Origin of the sequence: Tessaracoccus defluvii (genome assembly GCF_014489575.1) — a bacterium.
In the GTDB taxonomy this organism is placed as follows: Bacteria; Actinomycetota; Actinomycetes; order Propionibacteriales; family Propionibacteriaceae; genus Arachnia; species Arachnia defluvii.
In genome coordinates this window covers 532,541-547,878 of record NZ_CP060789.1, presented here as the reverse complement: position 1 = coordinate 547,878, position 15,338 = coordinate 532,541, and the positions used below count along the sequence as shown (strand labels likewise).

At 69.8% G+C, this 15,338-nt stretch carries 16 protein-coding genes and 2 pseudogenes; 8 read left to right on the top strand and 10 right to left on the bottom strand.

All coding sequences use genetic code 11. From position 1 onward, the window contains the following. Positions 1-9 precede the first annotated feature (9 nt). The 4 genes from H9L22_RS02550 to H9L22_RS02535 all read right to left on the bottom strand — a co-directional run bounded on the left by H9L22_RS02550 (position 10) and on the right by H9L22_RS02535 (position 3,027). The gene (locus H9L22_RS02550) at positions 10-300 is read right to left on the bottom strand and encodes a EutN/CcmL family microcompartment protein (protein ID WP_187721471.1); all 291 of its coding nucleotides are present in this window, start codon (positions 298-300) and stop codon (positions 10-12) included. Between the two features lie 4 nt (positions 301-304). After that, positions 305-1,459 (bottom strand): ethanolamine utilization protein EutH, encoded by a 1,155-nt coding sequence (locus tag H9L22_RS02545; RefSeq protein ID WP_187721470.1) that lies wholly within the window; start codon positions 1,457-1,459, stop codon positions 305-307. A 205-nt stretch (positions 1,460-1,664) separates the two neighbouring features. Then, entirely contained in the window at positions 1,665-2,762 is a 1,098-nt protein-coding gene (locus H9L22_RS02540) for a C40 family peptidase (protein ID WP_187721469.1), read from the bottom strand. A 58-nt stretch (positions 2,763-2,820) separates the two neighbouring features. Next, positions 2,821-3,027: a hypothetical protein gene (locus H9L22_RS02535; protein ID WP_187721468.1), complete on the bottom strand. Its 207-nt coding sequence runs from the start codon at positions 3,025-3,027 to the stop codon at positions 2,821-2,823. Here H9L22_RS02535 and H9L22_RS18390 point away from each other — a divergent pair. Then, positions 2,960-3,580 (top strand): annotated as a pseudogene (locus tag H9L22_RS18390) (exonuclease domain-containing protein); the annotation flags it as partial. The gene H9L22_RS02535 and the pseudogene H9L22_RS18390 overlap by 68 nt on opposite strands. Before the next feature lie 215 nt (positions 3,581-3,795). Further along, positions 3,796-3,942, top strand: a pseudogene (locus tag H9L22_RS18385) (GIY-YIG nuclease family protein); the annotation flags it as partial. Positions 3,943-4,535: 593 nt separating this feature from the next. Here H9L22_RS18385 and H9L22_RS18380 read toward each other — a convergent pair. Further along, positions 4,536-4,748 (bottom strand): hypothetical protein, encoded by a 213-nt coding sequence (locus tag H9L22_RS18380; RefSeq protein WP_226966382.1) that lies wholly within the window; start codon positions 4,746-4,748, stop codon positions 4,536-4,538. A gap of 130 nt (positions 4,749-4,878) precedes the next feature. Then, complete coding sequence (locus H9L22_RS02525; RefSeq protein ID WP_187722530.1) at positions 4,879-5,388, bottom strand: peptidylprolyl isomerase; 510 nt, start codon at positions 5,386-5,388, stop codon at positions 4,879-4,881. Between the two features lie 126 nt (positions 5,389-5,514). On the opposite strand from H9L22_RS02525, the gene H9L22_RS02520 reads away from it, so the two are divergent. Continuing rightward, the gene (locus H9L22_RS02520; protein ID WP_187722784.1) at positions 5,515-6,444 is read left to right on the top strand and encodes a sunset domain-containing protein; all 930 of its coding nucleotides are present in this window, start codon (positions 5,515-5,517) and stop codon (positions 6,442-6,444) included. A gap of 73 nt (positions 6,445-6,517) precedes the next feature. On the opposite strand, the gene H9L22_RS02515 is transcribed toward H9L22_RS02520, so the two are convergent. Beyond that, positions 6,518-7,720 (bottom strand): winged helix-turn-helix domain-containing protein, encoded by a 1,203-nt coding sequence (locus H9L22_RS02515; RefSeq protein WP_187721467.1) that lies wholly within the window; start codon positions 7,718-7,720, stop codon positions 6,518-6,520. 76 nt (positions 7,721-7,796) lie between these two features. Here H9L22_RS02515 and H9L22_RS02510 point away from each other — a divergent pair, with 76 nt between their 5' ends. Further along, complete coding sequence (locus H9L22_RS02510) at positions 7,797-8,447, top strand: prepilin peptidase (RefSeq protein WP_187721466.1); 651 nt, start codon at positions 7,797-7,799, stop codon at positions 8,445-8,447. On the opposite strand, the gene trpD is transcribed toward H9L22_RS02510, so the two are convergent. Genes trpD through H9L22_RS02495 form a run of 3 tightly spaced genes read right to left on the bottom strand, consistent with a single transcriptional unit; the run spans position 8,437 to position 10,875 of the window. Continuing rightward, the gene (gene trpD / locus H9L22_RS02505) at positions 8,437-9,471 is read right to left on the bottom strand and encodes an anthranilate phosphoribosyltransferase (RefSeq protein WP_187721465.1); all 1,035 of its coding nucleotides are present in this window, start codon (positions 9,469-9,471) and stop codon (positions 8,437-8,439) included. The two genes, H9L22_RS02510 and trpD, sit on opposite strands and share 11 nt — an antisense overlap. Then, positions 9,468-9,875 carry a response regulator transcription factor gene (locus tag H9L22_RS02500; RefSeq protein WP_187721464.1) on the bottom strand — a complete coding sequence of 136 codons (408 nt, stop codon included), beginning with the start codon at positions 9,873-9,875 and terminating at the stop codon, positions 9,468-9,470. The genes trpD and H9L22_RS02500 overlap by 4 nt, the downstream gene beginning before the upstream one ends. 7 nt (positions 9,876-9,882) lie before the next feature. Beyond that, entirely contained in the window at positions 9,883-10,875 is a 993-nt protein-coding gene (locus H9L22_RS02495) for a cytochrome c oxidase assembly protein (RefSeq protein ID WP_187721463.1), read from the bottom strand. A 100-nt stretch (positions 10,876-10,975) separates the two neighbouring features. On the opposite strand from H9L22_RS02495, the gene ctaE reads away from it, so the two are divergent. The 4 genes from ctaE to qcrB are packed head-to-tail and all read left to right on the top strand — an operon-like array spanning position 10,976 to position 15,275. Beyond that, the gene (ctaE, locus tag H9L22_RS02490) at positions 10,976-11,677 is read left to right on the top strand and encodes a cytochrome c oxidase subunit 3 (RefSeq protein WP_455431974.1); all 702 of its coding nucleotides are present in this window, start codon (positions 10,976-10,978) and stop codon (positions 11,675-11,677) included. 21 nt (positions 11,678-11,698) lie between these two features. Continuing rightward, positions 11,699-12,499: a cytochrome bc1 complex diheme cytochrome c subunit gene (gene qcrC / locus H9L22_RS02485; protein ID WP_187721462.1), complete on the top strand. Its 801-nt coding sequence runs from the start codon at positions 11,699-11,701 to the stop codon at positions 12,497-12,499. Next, positions 12,496-13,560, top strand: a complete 1,065-nt coding sequence (qcrA, locus tag H9L22_RS02480) for a cytochrome bc1 complex Rieske iron-sulfur subunit (protein WP_187721461.1) — start codon at positions 12,496-12,498, stop codon at positions 13,558-13,560. The genes qcrC and qcrA overlap by 4 nt, the downstream gene beginning before the upstream one ends. Beyond that, the gene (qcrB, locus tag H9L22_RS02475) at positions 13,560-15,275 is read left to right on the top strand and encodes a cytochrome bc1 complex cytochrome b subunit (RefSeq protein WP_187721460.1); all 1,716 of its coding nucleotides are present in this window, start codon (positions 13,560-13,562) and stop codon (positions 15,273-15,275) included. The genes qcrA and qcrB overlap by 1 nt, the downstream gene beginning before the upstream one ends. Positions 15,276-15,338 lie beyond the last annotated feature (63 nt).

Sequence of the window (15,338 nt, the reverse complement as noted above, 5' to 3'; positions counted from 1 at the left end):
TTGTCTGGGTCAGCTCTTGCGGAATGTCGTCTCGCCGCCGACCTCGAGCGAGTCGAGGATGGCGAGGATGACGGCGTCGACGGGCGCATCGGCGGTCCACTGCGTGTAGCGGCCCGCGCTGCCACAGGCGATGAGGACGAGTTCGCCCTCGCCTGCGCCGACGGCGTCGACCGCGACGTAGGGCTCCCCCGTCGGCTCATCGCTGACGGAGGCGTCCTGCACCACGAGCAGCTTGCTGCCGCGCAGGGAGTCGGCCTTGATGGTCGAGACGGCCGACCCGATGACCCGTGCGATCCGCATCTGCTCAGGCCTCCTCGGCCGCTGCGGCCTCGACCGGCTCCTCGGCCGCGGCCTCGTCGGCGGCGCTCACGCCGGGGAAGGCGCGGGCGAACAGGAGCAGCGCCACGACGACGGCGAGGATGCCGGCGACGAGCTTGCCTGCGATCATCGGCGCGATCATCTCGCGGGCCACGCCGGCGGTGAAGCCGAGGTGGTCGCCGAGGACGAAGGCGGCGCTGACGGCGAAGGCGGCGTTGAGGATCTTGCCGCGCTTGTCCATGTCCTTCATGATCTCGAACATGGCGATGTTGTTCGCCAGGGTCGCGATGAAGCCACCGGCGGCGGACTTGTTGACGCCGATGAGGCGGCCGACCGCGGCGAGCGGCTTCGCGCCGAAGGTGACGATCAGGTGGACCGCGGGGAAGGCGCCCAGCAGCATCATGCCGATGGAGCCGACGATCGCGAGGCCCTCGGTGACGGGCAGCAGTTCCCAGCCTGCAGGCATGATCTGGACCTCAGTCAGCGTCTCGAAGACGCCGATGACCAGGCCGATCGAGATGATGAACACGAGCCCCTTGCCGAACCAGAGGAAGCCCTTGGTCATGCCGTCGGGGATCAGCCACAGGCCCACCGCGATGAGCGCGGCTGCCACGATGATCGGGACGGTGTTGATCAGGACGAAGCCGATCGGCATGCCCGCGACGAGGCCGGACGTGACGACGCCGAAGGGGATGGTCACGATGCCGGCGAGGACACCCTTGGCGAGGTAGGTGCGGTCGTCGACCTTGATGATGCCGAGCGCGACGGGGATGGTGAACACGACCGTGGCGCCCATCATGGCGCCCAGGATCAGGCCGGAGAGCATCTGCGCGTTCGGGTCGTCGGTCAGCTGCTGGGCCAGGGGCCAGCCGCCCATGTCGTTGGCGAGCAGCGTGCCGGCGAACATCGCGGGGTCCGCGCCGATGAGGCCGTAGATGGGCTTGACGATCGGGCCGAGCAGCTTGGCCAGCACGGGCGACAGCGCGTAGACGCCGACCATGGACAGGGCCAGCGGCCCCATGGCGTTGAAGCCCTCCTCGAACTTCTCGCCGAGCCCGAACTTGTTGCCGATGGCGCGGTCGATGCCGCCCAAGGCCATGCAGATCATCAAGATCCAGACGATGACTTCGTTAATACTCATGTGATCCCTCGACGTTGAAAGGACTGGACCCGTGCTCCGTTGCCAGGTCGTTGCGCCGAGGCTATCAGACCCTCAGGCGGCGTGCGGAGGCGGGGCAGAGATCCTTCATGACGCCTAGTCAGCGCTAGTTAATCGATCAAGCGAGGCCCCGCACGCAACAGAAAAGGCCCCGCGTACCTGTCCGCGGGGCCTCGTTGTCCGGTGGTCAGCCGACGACGCGACGGGCTCCTGTGAAGGGCATCGAGTTCAGGCTGGTGACCCGCACGCCGGAGCGGGGGTTGGCTGCGTCGACGATCTTGCCGTTGCCGATGTAGAGGCCGACGTGACTCACCGGGCTGTAGTAGAACACCAGATCGCCGGGCTGCAGCTCCGACTTGGAGATCTTGCGACCGGCCGAGCTCCACTGCGCGCGCGAGGAGCGCGAGAGGCTGATGCCGACCTGACGGTAGGCCCAGCTCGTCAGGCCGGAGCAGTCGAAGGTGTTGGGACCCGAGGTGCCCCAGACGTAGCGGCTGCCGACCTTACTGAGGGCCGCGCTCACGGCGGCCTGGGCGCGATCGGAGCCGCCGCCCGAGGCCGCGGGGGGTTCCTCCGAGGGTGCGGTGGCCGAGGGCGACTCGCTGGTGCCGCGGCCCTCGTCCCGGCTGGCGCCGGCCGCCGCGCGTGCCTCTGCCTGTCGCTGCTGCTCCTCCGCGCGGCGGATCCGCTCCGCCTCAATGGCGGCGAGGCGCTGCCGCTCCTCCTCCGAGAGCCGGTCGTAGACGCGCTGCGCCTCCGCCTCCTTGGCATCGAACTCGACGGCGAGGGCCTCCTTGGCGGCGGCGTCCTTCTCGAGCTGTGCCTGTGTCGCCGTCGCGTCCTCGCGGAGCGTGGTCAGCTTGGCCTGGTCGAGCTGGAGCTGCTGCACCGCGGCGTTGGAGCGGTCGGTCTCCACCTGCATGGCGCCGAGGCCACGGAGGAAGCTGTCCGAGTCGCTGGACGTCAGCAGCTGCGCGGTGAGCGAGAATGAGTTCACCTCGAGCGCGACGGCGGCCTGCTCCCCCATCTGGGCGGCGAGATCCGAGACCTGCTGTTCCTGCCTGGCGACGTCGGCCTTCAGGTTGGTGAGCTTCGTCTCCCCCTGGGCGACGCGCTCGTGCGCCTCGATGATCTCCTGATCGATCGCGGAGGACTCCTGCTGGATGCGCTCCAGCTCGGCCTGTGCCTTCGCGACGGCGTCCGGATCGGCCACGGCGGTCACGGTGCCGCCGACCAGGCAGGCGACAGCGAGAGCGCTGGCGATAGCGGCGCGGATTCGGTTCACGGGACCTCCGTAGGCTGAACAAAGTCTGAGAGAACTCTAAGCTCTCCTCAGCCTTTACTCAAACAGCTTCCACATTCCGGCCGTCGGACGGTGGCGCCATCCGCAGGGGCGGCAGGAGCCCTCCCTGCGACAACACCGTCAGAGCGGCCCGTTCGGTTTCCTCGAAGTCGACGCCCGGCGTGCCGAGCAGGACGGAGATGACGCAGTCGGAGCATGCGGGGCCCCGAGCTTCGCAGGATGCGCAGTCCACATGGAGAGTTGCCATGGCGACACTCTGCAGGAAGCCTCTGACAGTTCTGTCTGAGGCGCGTCGTAGCGTGCAGGGCATGGCAGTTCGACCTCTCCAACCCAGCTTCGACGATCTCGGCGTGCCGCTGTCCGAGGCGACCTTCGTGGTGGTCGACCTCGAGACGACCGGCGGCGCGGCCGACAGCGAGATCACCGAGGTGGGCGCGGTGAAGGTCCGCGGCGGGGTCGTGCTCGGCGAGTTCCAGTCCCTGGTGCGCCCCTCCTCCCCCATTCCGGCCATGATCCAGGTGCTCACCGGGATCACCAACCAGATGGTGGCGTCCGCCCCGCCCGCCTCGACGGTGCTGCCCGCCTTCGCGGAGTTCGCGGCCGGCGCCGTGCTCGTCGCCCACAACGCCCGCTTCGACACCGGCTTCCTGCGGCGCGGCTACGAGGAGCTGGGCCTGGCGTGGCCGCGCCCCACGATCGTCGACACCGTCGCCATCGCCCGCACGGCCCTGCTGCGTGACGAGGTGCCCAACTGCAAGCTCGCGACGCTCGCCCGGCACTTCGGCGCCGACACCGAGCCGAACCACCGGGCGCTCAGCGACGCCCGCGCCACCGTCGACGTGCTCCACGGCCTGCTCGAACGGGTGGGCAGCCTCGGCGTCCACACGCTCGACGACCTGGCCGAGTTCGCGCTGCAGGTCTCCCCCGATCGTCGCGCGAAGCGCGTCTGGGCCCACTCCGCCCCGAGCGGCCCGGCGTCTACTACTTCGTCACCGACTCGGTCGACGCCGACGGCGTGCCCCGCCGGGAAACCCTCTACGTCGGCAAGTCCACGAATCTGCGCCGCCGCGTCCGTTCCTACTTTTCCGCCGCGGAGAAGCGCGGCCGGATCCACGAGATGGTGCGCGTCGCAACAGCGGTCGAGTTCGTCGAGTGCGCCACCGACCTGGAGGCGGAGGTGCGCGAGCTGCGGATGATCGAATCGCTCGCCCCGCGCTACAACCGTCGCTCGAAGCGGCAGCGGAAGGTGATGTGGCTCAAGCTGACCGATGAGGCGTTTCCGCGGCTCTCGATCGTCTCGCGGGTCCGCGACGACGCGGCCACCTACTTCGGCCCGTTCACCAACCGCGAGGCCGCCGATGACGCCGCGTTGACCCTCTACGACGCGTACCGGCTGCGTCGCTGCACCACCCGGCTGTCGGCCCGCCGCGCGAGCCCGGCCTGTGCGCTGGCCGAGATGGGCCGCTGCCTCGCGCCCTGCCAGCTCGGGGAAGCGGCGGAGCGCTACGGCGCGGTGACGGCCGAGGTCGAGGAGAGCTGGCTCACCGACGTGCGGCCCGTGTTGCGCAGCGTGCAGGGCAGGATGAACCGGCTGGTCGGCCAGGAACGCTTCGAGGAGGCGGGCGAACTCGCCGAGCGGATGCGCTCCTACTACCGCACCTCGCTGCGGTTCCATCGGATCCGCTCGCTGGCGCTGTGCCCGCAGCTCGTCGCGGCCGTGCCCACCGGGCGCGGCTGGGACATCCATGTGATCCGCTACGGCCGGCTCGCCGCGGCGACCGCCGCCCCCTCGGCGAGGGCCCGCTCCGCCGCCGACGAGGCCGTCGCGGCCGCGGAGACGGTGCCGCGGCCCGTGGGCGGGCAGCCGGCCGGCAGCGTGGAGGAGGCGGAGAGGATCGCGGCCTGGCTGGAACAGCCAGGGGTCCGGTTCATCGAGACGCAGGGCGACTGGGCCTGGCCGCTCGGCATCGGGCTGGCGGAGGGGAACTGGCGGCCGAGTTGCTGGGGCAGGAACCCCTGCCTGCCGGTTGACCGGTGCAGGGGTAAGACGACGCCGCCCGCCCCGGATCCGGGGCGGGCGGCGGTCAGGCGATGCGCGTCAGGCGATGGTGACGCTGTTGATCACCACAGGCTCGACGGGGCGGTCCATCATGCCGGTGCGGGTGGTGGCGATCGCGTCGACGACAGCCTGGCTGGCCGGGTCCTTCACCTCGCCGAAGATCGTGTGGCGGCGGTTCAGGTGCGGCGTGGGGCCGACCGTGATGAAGAACTGCGACCCGTTGGTGCCGGGCCCTGCGTTGGCCATGGCCAGCAGGTACGGGCGGTCGAAGCTCAGCTCCGGGTGGAACTCGTCCGCGAAGGTGTAGCCGGGGCCGCCACGGCCGTCGCCGCGGGGGCAGCCGCCCTGGATCATGAAGCCGTCGATCACCCGGTGGAAGGTAAGACCGTCGTAGAACTTCCCGGTCGTCTTCTCCCCGGTGGTGGGGTCGGCGTATTCCTTGGTGCCGTCGGCGAGGCCGACGAAGTTGGCCACCGTCTGGGGGGCGTGATCCTGGAAGAGTTCGATCAGGATGTCGCCACGGTTGGTGTGCAGAGTTGCGGTGCTCACGCGTGGTCCTTTCTGTTTGACCCTCCCAAGTGTGGCAGACGATTCCACACGCGAGCCTTGATGCAACCCCACAAACCGGTAGCGTGGTACATGCTCGACTACGAGCCACAACCATTGGAGGAACTTGTGAAGAAGTCACAAGAGTTGAAGAAGGCCGCCGTGGAGACCGCGTCCGCCGCCGCCGAGTACTCATCCGCCGCACTGAGGGACGGCCTCGAACTCGCTTCTGACTTGATCGCCGAGGCGCAGAAGCAGGCAGGCCCCATCCTCAAGGACGCAAAGGTTCGCACCGCCACTGTCGCCGCGCGCACCCTGGACGACCTGGAACCCCACATCAAGGACGCGCTCGACAAGGTGACGCCGGCGGTCGACGCTGCCCGCGACAAGGTGACCGACGACCTGCTACCCAAGCTGCAGGACGCCCTGCACGCCGCCGCCGACCTGCCGGTCGTCCAGGAGGCCACCAAGCGGGGCACTGCCGCCGTCCAGGCCCTCGCAGGCGACCTCGAGCCGAAATCCAAGAAGAAGAGCAAGCTGCGGTCCTTCGCCAAGGCGCTGGCCATCGGCGCCGTCATCGCGGGCGCGGTCGCCGCCGTGCGACACTTCCTCGCCCCGAAGGATGACGGCTGGACGGCGCACGAGCCGTCGAAGGCGTACGTCAACAACAACGACACGTTCTCCGCCGCCGCGAAGTTCGCCGCCGACGCCGAGGCCACCCCTGCCGCCGACGCAGAGGACATTGACGACGAGGTCGTCGTGTCCGACGAAGAGGCGGCCGAGCAGGATGAGATGACGTCCGAGGGCGCGCCGCCACCCGTGCATGAGGTCGTCTCGGAGTCGGAGCACGCCGCCGAGGTCGCAGCGCACGCGAAGCACTACGGCGAGGGCGCCTACGTCGGCGCCGAGCCGCCGGAGGGCTTCACGATCAAGGGCAACGAGCGCTCCATGAAGTTCCACGTGCCCGGCACGGGGGGCTACGAGCGTACGATCGCCGAGGTCTGGTTCGAGTCGGAGGCCGCCGCCGAGGCCGCCGGCTTCACCAAGGCCCAGCGCTGATCCCAGCGCGCACGCGTCCCTGAGGGGCGGCACTCCGCGGTGCGGGGTGCCGCCCCTTCGCGTTCTGCCCGTCCTACAGGCGGGCCGCCAGCGCAGGGCCCCAGGTGCCGACGCCGGTCGGGGTGACCTCGCCCAGGCCCTGCCACGCGGCGGCCTCGTGCAGCAAGGGCGCCACCCGCGCCGCCAGTTCGTCCGCACGCCCGGCGTGCCCCGGCTCCACGTGCGCGTGCTGGAGCAGCAGGCGCCCCGACCGGCGGTCGCTCTTCAGGTCGACGCGGCCGACCAGTTCGTCGTCCACCAGCACGGGCAGCACGTAGTAGCCGTGCTCCCGCTTGGCGGCGGGCGTGTAGATCGAGATGCGGTAGTGGAAGCCGAACATCCGCAGCGCGCGCGGCCGGTACCAGACCAGCGGGTCGAAAGGGGACAGCAGCGCTGCAGCGGTGACGCGACGCGGCACCCGGGCGCCCGCGGCGAGGTAGCCGGGCCGGTCCCAGCCGGCCACCTCGACCTCCTCCAGTTCGCCCGCGGCGACCAGCCGCCCGACGGCCCCTTCGCCGTCGGGGCGCCGGAGCCGGTAGTAGTCGGTCAGGTCGTCCGCCGTGGCCACGCCGTAGGCGCGGGAGGCCCGGCGGACCAGCTCGAGGATCGCCTCCTCGCGGGGCAGCGGGTCGTGCACCTCCGCGGGGAGCACGTCGGTAGCGATCCCCAGGATCCGCTCGAAGCGGCGGCGGCCGACGACGGCCAGGTCACCGCGGCGGAACAGCCAGGTGGCGGCCCAGTAGGCCTCGTTCCTGTTCCACCAGCCCCCACCGGACGACACGTTGGCCGGATGGGTCAGGTCCGAGATCCGCATGGGTCCCCGGGTCGCGAACTCGTGGCGCACCTCCTCGACGAGCGCCACCTTCTCGGCCGCCCAGCCGCGGAAGCCGTCCCGCACGGAACTGTCGCGGTGCCACCCCCACAGGGGCCAGTCGGCGACGGGCACGATGCACGCCTCGTGTGCGACCCATTCGGTGTAGGCCCCCGTCCGGCTCCCCGCCTGGTCGTGCCCCAGCATCGCGTCGAGGAGCGCCCGGTCGTAGGGCCCGAGCCGGGCCAGCAGGGGAAGGTAGTGGCTGCGTTCGAACACGTTGACCGTGTCGAGCTGCAGCACGCCCAGCCGGTCGATGGTCCTGCGGAGGGTCGCACGCCCGACGCTGGCCGGCCGCGGGCCCGCCAGTCCCTGGGCCGCCACCCCGATGCGGCGCGCCTGGGCAGCGCTGAGTCGGCGGGTCATGCGGGCAACTATAGGGATGTCCACAGGCCCGCCACGGGTGCCGCGCCAGCAGCCCCGGGCCCGCTAGTCTCGCGCCATGGCGCTGGCGATCTCCCTGACCGTGGCCGCGGTGGCGGGCCTCACCTGGTGGTTCGCGGTGCCCAGGGTCCGGATCGACGATCCCGAGGCCCCCGACCTCGTCGCGTTGGTGACGCCACGATCGTTCGTTCTGGTGTCGCTCGCGGCGCTGGCGGCGGCACAGGTGCTCTGGATCGCGCCGGCATGGACGTGGGTGCTGCTGGTCCCCTACCTCGCGTTCGGGACGCCGCTGGTCGCGGTCGACTGGGCCACCACCTGGCTGCCCCGCAGGCTCCAGCAGGTCGCGGCGACGGCGCTGGTGCCGGGCGCGGTGTTCCTCGGCGTCACGGATCCCGGCGCGCTTGTCTGGGCCGTGGTGGGGGCTGCGGTGGCGTTCGGCTTCTTCCTGGCGGCGTGGAGGCTGTCCGGCCAGCTCGGGTTCGGCGACGTCCTGCTGGCCGGCACCGTCGGGCTGGTCGCCGGCCAGTCGGGTCCCCAGCAGTTGGCGCTGGCGCTACTGCTCGGGAGCGCGTTGGGCGTGGTCGTCGGCGTCGTGCACCGGCTGCGGCGGGTACGGCACCCCGAGCTGCCGTCCTACTTCGCGTATGGGCCGACGCTGTGGCTCGGGGTTCCCGCCGCGTACGCCGTCGCCCCGCTTCTCAGCGGGTAGCGGCGATCCACGCTTCGAGTGTCGCGGCGGCGTGCCCGGAGTCGATCGCGGCCTGCGCGGCGGCGAGCGGCCCACGCAGCTGGTCCAGCAGCGGCTGCACGGTCGACACCCCACGGTAGGCGAGCAGCGCGGCCGCGGCGTTGAGCACGACGATGTCACGCACCGGGCCGGGCCGGCCGGCCATCACGTCGCGGACGACGCCGGCGTTGTGCGCCGCGTCACCACCCACGAGGTCGATGGGCGCTCCGGGGTTCAGGCCGAGGTCCTGCGGGTCGATGACCGTGCGGTGGACCCGCCCCTCTGCGATCAGCCAGACGTCGGACGGCGAGGTGGTCGTCAACTCGTCGAGCCCGTCGAAGCCGCGGAACACCATGCCCCGCGTCCCGCGGACCGCGAGCACGCGGGCGATCACCGGGGCGATATCGTCGTTGGCGACACCCAGCGCCATGGCGCGGGGCCGGGCGGGGTTCGCCAGCGGGCCGAGGAAGTTGAACGTGGTCTGGATCCCCAGCGCCTTGCGCACCCCGCCGACGTTCTTCATCGCCGGGTGGTACTGCTGCGCGAACAGGAACACGATCCCGGTGGAGTCGAGGATGGCGGCCTGCCGCTCCGGCTCCACGTCGATCCGGACGCCGAGCGCCTCGAGCGTGTCGGCGGTGCCGGAGCTCGACGAGGCGGCGCGGGAGCCGTGCTTGACGACCCGGGCACCGGCGGCGGCGGCGACGATGGCCGCCATGGTCGAGATGTTGACGGTGTTCGCCCGGTCGCCGCCCGTGCCGACGATGTCGACGGCGTCCGGGTCGAGCGTGATCGGCAGCGCGTTGCTCAGCATGGCCTCAGCCATGCCACGGATCTCGTCCTCGGTCTCCCCCTTGGCGCGCAGCGCCGTCAGGAGGGCTGCGATCTGCACGTCGGAGGCGCGGCCGGCGAAGATTTCGTTGAGCGCCCAGGTGGCCGCCCCCTCTTCGAGTCCCTCGCTGCGCACGAGGCCGGTCAGGATGTCCGGCCAGGTGTAGTCGCTCACTCGGCGACCGCCGCGAGTCGGGCGCGGATGAGGAAGGCGGCCTGCTGCGGGAGGGTGACGGGGTCGATGGGGAACGGCGCGACCGCCTCGGCCCTGGACCAGGACGCGAGCCAGGCGTCGGCCTCGCGGGTCACGAGCAGCAGCACGGGCGGGCAGTCCGCGTACTCCTCCTTGACCTGGTGCGCCAGCCCGAAGCCGCCGGAGGGCTGGGCGTTGCCGTCGAAGATCATCAGGGCGTAGTCGGTGCCTGCGTCGAGGGTGCGCAGCAGCGCCCCCTGCGTGGCGACCTCGAGGACCTCGATGTCGGGCAGGTCGGAGGCCACCTTGCGCCCCAGCGCGAGACGGACCGACTCACGCACGGTGCGGTCGTCGGAGAAAACCAGCACCTTGACGGATTCGCTCATGTTCGGATCATTCCTTCGGATCGTCGCGGTCGCCCTGCGGCCGGGGTTCGTTGCTTGTGTCATCGTAGCCAAGTCGGCGGCGCCCGGCCTCCCGGGCATCCGCGAGGTCGAGCGCCCGGTCCATCCGCCGCGCCTCCCGGTTGGACTCCTTGATCCACTGGATGAAGATCGCGCTCATCGCGAAGAACATGGTGATGTCGCCTGTCGCCCACATGAGCCCCCCGGCCCAGGACTGGTCCTCGAGCGGGCTGAGACCCCAGCTCCGTTCGAAGGCCAGGTACCAGTCCTCCGCGATGAGACGGCTGGACCCCATGATCGTCACGCCGAGGAAGGCATGGAAGGGCATCGTCAGCAGGAACAGCAGGATGCGGATGGGATAGGGCATGCGGATGGGCACGGGGTCGACGCCCAGCAGCGGGAAGAAGAACAGGCAGCCGAGGGTCACCAGGTAGAGGTGCAGCGCGTCGTGGTGGAAGTCGTTGCGCAGGGTCAGCTCGTACCAGCCGCTGCTGTAGAGGATGAACGGGCTCGCCACCATCAGCCCGGTGGTGAGCGGCGGAAACAGCAGCACCTTGGCGAACCAGGAGTGCAGCACGGTCAGCAGCCAGCCGCGTGGACGCTTGGGCAGCGTGCGCAGCGCCAGCGTGGCCGGCGCACCCGCAACCAGGAACACGGGCGCGATCATGTTCAGCAGCATGTGCTGGATCATGTGGGCCCAGAACAGGACGGTGTCGTAGACGCCGAGGAAGCTGAAGGTGGCCACGGCGATGGAGCCGAGCCCGAGCCCGACGAAGGAGATGGTCCGCGCGATCGGCCACTTGTCGCCGCGCTTCGTCAGGGTACGCACGCCCCACAGGTAGAGCCCGCCGACGACCAGCAGCCCGAGCACCGCGAGAACCGGAAATTCCCAGGCGGTCAGGTAACGCGTCCCCACCAGTGGGATGATGTCGTCGTCGGGCTTGGCGTGCAGGGGCAGGACGCCGATGAACCCCGTGAACATGCCGCGCATTATCGCACTCCCCTTCCGGGCCTCAGCAGGGGGTCGGCTCAAGTTTCGTGGCTGGCGTGACCAAACCCCCTTTTCCGGCAATAATGACCCCGTGGCCACGAATCGCGAAACTCTGACTGCCCCGGAGCAGCTCCCCACCGGCGCCCTCCATCGGCTGCCGTCCGCCCGACTGAACAAGCCGTCCGGTCGCCCCGACACGGTTGCCGTGGGCGTGATCGTCTGGCTTGCCAGCGAGCTGATGTTCTTCGGCGCCCTGTTCGCCGCGTACTTCTGGACGCGCAGCATCACCAACGAGGCGGCTGCCCCCGGGCAGCCGACGATGTGGGACACGAACAGCGCCCACCTCGACGTGACGTTCGCCGCCATCAACACTGCGATCCTGGTGCTGAGCTCGGTGACCTGCCAGCTGGCGGCGAATGCCGCCGAGGCCGGCCGGGTGACCAACTTCAGCCTGAACCCGCTCAAGTGGGGCATGCGCGAGGGCTTCATCATCACCGCGTTCCTCGGCTCCGTATTCGTCGCCGGACAGGTGTGGGAGTACTTCACCCTCTTCAACGAGGGCTTCGTGATCTCCACGAACCAGTACTGGTCGCTGTTCTTCCTGGCCACCGGCTTCCACGGCCTGCACGTGCTGGGCGGCGTCGTCGCCTTCTGGTTCGTGCTGGCGCGTTCCTACATGACGCGCACCCACACCCATGAGCAGACCGTCGGCGCCCACGTCGTGTCCTACTACTGGCACTTCGTCGACGTCATCTGGATCCTGCTGTTCGGCGTCCTGTACTTCCTGCGCTGATCCCGACCCCGGAGAGAGATCATGAACTTTCTGACCACTCTGAGGCGCCGGTCCTACGCGCGCCCAATTCTCCTGCTCATGGCACTCGTGGTGCTCGGCATCGGCTACTCCGTCGTGAGTCCCGAGCGCTCGTCGGCCGAGACGGACATGACGCAGCAGATCGAGAAGGGCAAGGCCCTATTCGATCTGACCTGTTCCTCGTGCCATGGCCTCGGCGCGGAGGGCACCCAGTTCGGCCCGTCCCTCATCGGCGTCGGCGCAGCCTCGGTCGACTTCCAGATGGGAACGGGCCGCATGCCCGCCGCCCGCATGGAGTCCCAGCTTCCGTCGAAGCAGGTGCAGTACTCGCAGGAGCAGATCGAGGCGGTCGCCGCCTACGTCGCGACCCTCGGCCCCGGCCCTGCGATCGCGACGCCCGACCAGGTCAGCACCGACGGCCTCACTGAGGAGGAGATCGCCCGTGGCGGCGCCCTCTTCCGGGCCAACTGCTCGGCCTGCCACGGCATCGTCGGCGGCGGCGGAGCCATGCCCAACGGCAAGTTCGCCCCGTCCCTGACGGAGACGAGCCCCACCCACATCTACGGCGCGATGCGTTCCGGCCCGCAGCAGATGCCGACCTTCTCGAAGGACGTCATGCCTGACCAGTCAGTGCGCGAGATCATCGCCTACCTCGACGAGGCCAATGCCCAGCCGAACCATGGCGGCCTCACGATGGGCGCGGCCGGCCCCGTCTCCGAGGGCTTCTGGGCCTTCGTGATCGGCATCGGCGGCCTGTCGATCGTCGCCACCTGGATCTGCAAGAAGGGGGCTCGCGCCCGATGACATACGAGAACCGTCCGGTCCGCGACCCGGAGCTGGGCCACGTCGTCGCTGACCCGGGTCTGCCGGAGCACGTGGAGCGCTACAACGAAGTCGACGAGGCTGCGGGCAACAGGGCCTACGCCGCGGTGCTGGCGATGTTCGCAGCAGTGCCGGTGCTCGCTGTCCTCTTCGTGGTGATCTACTTCGCCGTCCCCCGTGACGCCTACATCGACTTCGGCTGGCTGCAGGCCAGCGCGATGAACGTCGGCCTCGGCCTCACGGCCGGCGTTGCCGTCACACTGATCGGCGTCGGGATGGTCCAATGGGCACGTGCCTTCATGGGCGACCACGAGACCATCGACCCGCGCCACTCAGCCGGCTCCTCACCCGAGGACCACGAGCTGGTCGCCCACCAGTTCGAGCAGGGCGTCGAGCAGTCGGGCATCCGCCGTCGCCCGCTGCTGCTGGGCGCGTTCGGCGGCGCCGTCGGCTTCGCCGTCATCCCCGCCGTCGTCCTGTTCGCCGACATGGGGCCGCACCCGACGGCGGCGAAGCGGCGCGAGACCATCGAGACGACCATCTGGGCCGAGGGCGTCCGGCTCGTCAACGACGAGAACTGGATTCCCCTGCGCCCCGAGAACCTCGAGATCGGCCAGCTGGTCAACGCCCAGCCGGAGAACCTCGAGGAGCTCCACGGCACCGAGGCGCACCAGGCGAAGGCCAAGTCGTCGATCATCGTCGTGCGCATGGACCCGAACTCCATCCGGATTCCCGAGTCCCGCAAGGACTGGCACGTGTCTGGCATTCTCGCCTACTCGAAGATCTGCACCCATGTGGGCTGCCCAATCTCCCTGTGGGAACGGCAGACGCACCACCTGCTGTGCCCTTGCCACCAGTCGACCTTCGATCTCGGCAACAGCGGCGTGGTCGTCTTCGGGCCCGCGGCGCGTGCGCTTCCGCAGCTCGCGATCCGCGTCAACGACAAGGGCTACCTCGTGGCCCAGGGCGACTTCTCGGTGCCGGTCGGCCCCAGCTACTTCGAGCGCGACTCCCGCAACGACTTCCAGGATGGTGACCAGTGATGGCCAAGCCAACAACGGTGGCTGACTCGTCCCCCTCGGTCGAGCCGACGGAGGCCCCTAGCAAGAAGCCGAGCGTGGGCGCCGCCCTGTACACCTGGGTCGACGACCGCCACGGCATCGCCAAGCTCGGCCGCACCGGCCTGCGCAAGGTGTTCCCCGACCACTGGTCCTTCCTGCTCGGCGAAATCGCCCTGTATTCGTTCATCGTCCTGCTGATCACGGGTGTGTTCCTGACCATCTGGTTCAAGCCGTCGATGGCCGAGATCGAGTACGACGGCTCCTACCAGCTCCTCAAGGGCATCCCGGTCTCGGAGGCCTTCGCCTCGACGCTCGACATCTCGTTCGACGTCCGCGGCGGCCTGCTCGTCCGGCAGATCCACCACTGGGCCGCCCTCCTGATGGTGGCCGCGGCCTTCGTGCACATGCTGCGCGTGTTCTTCACCGGCGCCTACCGCAAGCCGCGTGAGGTCAACTGGCTGATCGGCGTCGGCCTGCTGGCGCTGTCCACCATCGCCGGCTTCGCCGGCTACTCGCTGCCGGACGATCTGCTCTCCGGCACGGGTCTGCGGTTCGTGGACGGACTGATCCGCTCGATCCCGCTGATCGGTACCTGGGCGGAGTTCTTCGTCTTCGGCGGCGAGTTCCCCGGCGCGCTGGTGATCCCCCGCCTCTACATGGTGCACATCCTCCTGGTGCCGGGCCTGATCCTCGGGCTCGTCTCCGCGCACCTGGCGCTCGTGGTCTACCACAAGCACACGCAGTACCCCGGCCCCGGCCACACGAACAACAACGTGGTGGGCTACCCGCTGTTCCCCGTCTACATGGCGAAGGCCGGTGGCTTCTTCTTCATCGTGTTCGGCCTGCTCGTCCTCATGGGTGGCCTGTTCCAGATCAACCCGGTCTGGACCTACGGCCCCTACGATCCGTCGAAGGTAACGGCGGGCTCGCAGCCCGACTGGTACATGGGCTGGGTCGAGGGCGCCATCCGCATCGTGCCGAACTGGGAGTCGCACCTCGGCGCCACCACCTGGTCCTGGGCCATCTTCCTACCCGGCGTCGGCCTGATGGGGCTCCTGTTCACCCTGCTCGGCGTGTGGCCCTTCATCGAGGCCTGGCTGACGGGTGACAACCGCGAGCACCACGTGCTGCAGCGGCCCCGCAACGCCCCCGTCCGGACCGCGTTCGGCGTCGCAGCCATGACCTGCTTCGCCATGTTCTGGCTCGCAGGCGGCAACGACATCATCGCGACCCGCTTCCACCTGAGCCTGAACGCCATCACGGTGTTCATGCGCGTGGCGGTCTTCGTCGCGCCGGTGATCGCGTTCATCATCACCAAGCGGGTCTGCCAGTCGCTGCAGGCACGCGACCGGGAGCGGGTCCTGCACGGTTCCGAGGACGGCGTCATCATGCGCTCGCCCGTCGGCTCCTACGGCGAGGCGCACGTGCCGATCTCGCAGGAGGAGGCCTACACCACGACGCAGCACCTGCAGCGGACCCCTCTGGAGGCCGCCGACGGAACCGACGCCGCGGGCGTGGCCGGGAAGAAGGGCCGCATCAGCGCCCTGCGCGCCCGTGCGTCCCGCTGGTACCTGGGCGCCGAGGTCCCCAAACCGACCGCGGCGGAGATCGAGGCGGCTGCGAGCCACCACGGCGACGACGCGGGAGACGATCACGAGCTGCAGGACAGCGGGGCAGGACCCCGTCAGCTCAACTGACCAGTGTCCACAGGGGCCCGGCCGGAAGGCCGGGCCTCTGTGCTTGTGGCGTACCATTGGGCC

Coding starts and splice junctions, on each gene's coding strand:
- H9L22_RS02550 (WP_187721471.1), bottom strand. CDS start 300: ATGCGGATCGCACGGGTCATCGGGTCGGCCGTCTCGACCATCAAGGCC.
- H9L22_RS02545 (WP_187721470.1), bottom strand. CDS start 1,459: ATGAGTATTAACGAAGTCATCGTCTGGATCTTGATGATCTGCATGGCC.
- H9L22_RS02535 (WP_187721468.1), bottom strand. CDS start 3,027: ATGGCAACTCTCCATGTGGACTGCGCATCCTGCGAAGCTCGGGGCCCC.
- H9L22_RS18380 (WP_226966382.1), bottom strand. CDS start 4,748: ATGCCGAGCGGCCAGGCCCAGTCGCCCTGCGTCTCGATGAACCGGACC.
- H9L22_RS02515 (WP_187721467.1), bottom strand. CDS start 7,720: ATGACCCGCCGACTCAGCGCTGCCCAGGCGCGCCGCATCGGGGTGGCG.
- H9L22_RS02510 (WP_187721466.1), top strand. CDS start 7,797: ATGGCGCTGGCGATCTCCCTGACCGTGGCCGCGGTGGCGGGCCTCACC.
- H9L22_RS02500 (WP_187721464.1), bottom strand. CDS start 9,875: ATGAGCGAATCCGTCAAGGTGCTGGTTTTCTCCGACGACCGCACCGTG.
- H9L22_RS02495 (WP_187721463.1), bottom strand. CDS start 10,875: ATGTTCACGGGGTTCATCGGCGTCCTGCCCCTGCACGCCAAGCCCGAC.
- qcrC (WP_187721462.1), top strand. CDS start 11,699: ATGAACTTTCTGACCACTCTGAGGCGCCGGTCCTACGCGCGCCCAATT.
- qcrA (WP_187721461.1), top strand. CDS start 12,496: ATGACATACGAGAACCGTCCGGTCCGCGACCCGGAGCTGGGCCACGTC.
- qcrB (WP_187721460.1), top strand. CDS start 13,560: ATGGCCAAGCCAACAACGGTGGCTGACTCGTCCCCCTCGGTCGAGCCG.